Raw genomic sequence first — 2,288 nt, forward strand, 5'->3', positions numbered from 1 at the left:
CGACGTCACAGACACAATTTTATCCCAATGTTGATAAACCAAACCAACTAACGTCCAGTTCATGACATAGGATTTAACAGGGTGAAAACGAATAAAAATTTCAATTAAGGGTTGTTTAGTTTGAAATTTGAGCAAATGGTTATCGTTTTATGATTTATTTTGTAAATGCTTTGTAATCAAAATCTGGGTGAATTATATCTTCGCGGATCATAACGTAACTTATTGAAATTATGTTTCGCACGGATTGCTAAATTTCAGTTATTCCAGATAATAAAAAACCCTACTGCCGTGAAGCAATAGGGTTAATGTCACGCTAGATTATGCAGGACAACTGTGATGCAAGGCAACTACAGAACATGTACTGATGAGGTATTTGTTGTACCACTTTGTACTAATGCTCCGGATACCATCACGACGGCATCACCTTCAACCGCTAAACCACTTTCCAACGCTGCACGTTTACCTTCACGATAGAAATCATCTGTGGATTCGAAAGGACCCACGATCATCGGAATAACGCCTTTCACTAACAGTAACTGGCGAGCAGTTTCTTCGTTAGTTGTCAGAGCCAGAATCGGTGCGGTAGGGAAGTATTTACGTACTGATTTTGCGGATTTACCACCATAAGTTGCGACAACAATTAATGGCACGTCCAGTTTTTCAGACATTTCAACGGCACCACGGCAGACAGCTTCAGTCACACGTAAGCGCTGGGTTGGTTTTTGATTTTCAATACGCGTTGGCATAACGCGGTCAGTACGCTCACAGATAGTTGCCATGATAGTCACAGCTTCAACTGGATACTTACCTTTCGCACTTTCCCCAGACAGCATAACTGCATCTGTACCGTCTAAGATGGCGTTTGCAACGTCACCAGCTTCTGCGCGGGTAGGGCGTGGGTTTTTGATCATTGAATCTAGCATTTGAGTGGCAGTGATAACGACTTTGCGAGCTTTAACACATTTTTCAATCATCATTTTTTGGGCGAAGATAACTTCTTCTACTGGGATTTCAACCCCTAAGTCACCACGAGCAACCATGATACCGTCAGAGGCTTCAAGAATTTCGTCGAAGTTATTTAAACCTTCTTGGTTTTCGATTTTAGAGATAATTTGAATATTTTCGCCACCGTGTTTTTTCAGGTGAGCGCGAATTTCTTCAACGTCTGAACGTTTACGGATAAATGAAGCGGCAACAAAGTCGACGCCTTGTTGGCAACCGAAAACGAGGTCTTCTTTATCTTTTTCTGCCAGCGCAGGTAAGCCAATAGAAACGCCCGGTAAGTTAACACCTTTTTTCTCACCAAGATCGCCATTGTTTAATACTTGGCAAATGACTTCAGTTGCAGTGATGTTGGTTACGGTCATACCGATTAAACCATCATCCACTAAAACGGTGTCACCCACTTTCAGGTCTTTGGTTAAGCCAGGGTAAGTGACTGCAACGCGTTCTTGGTTACCGATAACAGAAGTATCTGTTGTGAAAGTGAAAGTTTGACCTGCAACGAGAGAAACATCATTGCCGCCTTCCAGTTTCATGGTGCGGATTTCTGGACCTTTAGTGTCCAGCAGAATAGCTGCTTGTTTACCGGTTTTTGCACAGACAGAGCGGAGGTTGTTGATACGTTGACCGTGTTCTTCATAGTCACCGTGGGAGAAGTTAAGGCGCATGACGTTCATGCCTGCATCCAATAACTGAGTTAATTTCTCTTCTGATTCGGTTTTTGGACCGATGGTACAAACAATTTTGGTTTTTTTCATGGCAGTCTATCTAATGGTTATAAAGGAAATCGGTATTGCCGCCGATGCTTAATGCGCAAGATAGTCTATGTTGCGCAACTCATTTATAAGAATAGGCGACAGTCTGGTATTCAAAATCTGGTTATTTAAAAAACGTCACTTTTTGACTCTTATTATAGTGTAGATGACATTTTTCATTAAAGCTAACATGCTGATTTGTCTTTGTTGAAACCTTTCAGCTTGTGGGATTATTATAAACAACATCAAACTGTGAGACAAATCAAATTTTGCTAAATTTGATGCAGAAGTAATTAAGATCAAACAACAGCGAGATTTTCAGTTGAAAGTGGGTTGCGCAACAAAATAAGGGAAAACAAAATCACAATCAAGATAAATATGATATTTGAAAAAAGCACTTTAATCAGGGTAAGTAGGGCTCAGGATAAATAATGATTCGGAATAAGTAGAATGGTGCGTCCGAGTAGACTCGAACTACCGACCCCCACCATGTCAAGGTGGTGCTCTAACCAACTGAGCTACGGACGCACT

At 41.1% G+C, this 2,288-nt stretch carries 1 protein-coding gene and 1 tRNA gene; both read right to left on the reverse strand.

What is annotated here, in order from left to right; translation table 11 throughout:
* Positions 1 to 347 precede the first annotated feature (347 nt).
* A complete protein-coding gene (gene pykF / locus JK188_RS12585) occupies positions 348 to 1,760 on the reverse strand; it encodes a pyruvate kinase PykF (RefSeq protein ID WP_036950412.1) in 1,413 nt (470 codons plus the stop codon).
* 448 nt (positions 1,761 to 2,208) lie between these two features.
* Positions 2,209 to 2,285 (reverse strand) — tRNA-Val (locus JK188_RS12590).
* Positions 2,286 to 2,288 lie beyond the last annotated feature (3 nt).

Origin of the sequence: Providencia sp. JGM181 (genome assembly GCF_018257375.1) — a bacterium.
GTDB classification, from domain to species: domain Bacteria; phylum Pseudomonadota; class Gammaproteobacteria; order Enterobacterales; family Enterobacteriaceae; genus Providencia; species Providencia lanzhouensis.

Bases quoted from the DNA above. Each gene is read 5' to 3' on its own strand.
- pykF (WP_036950412.1), bottom strand. From the start codon at position 1,760: ATGAAAAAAACCAAAATTGTTTGTACCATCGGTCCAAAAACCGAATCA.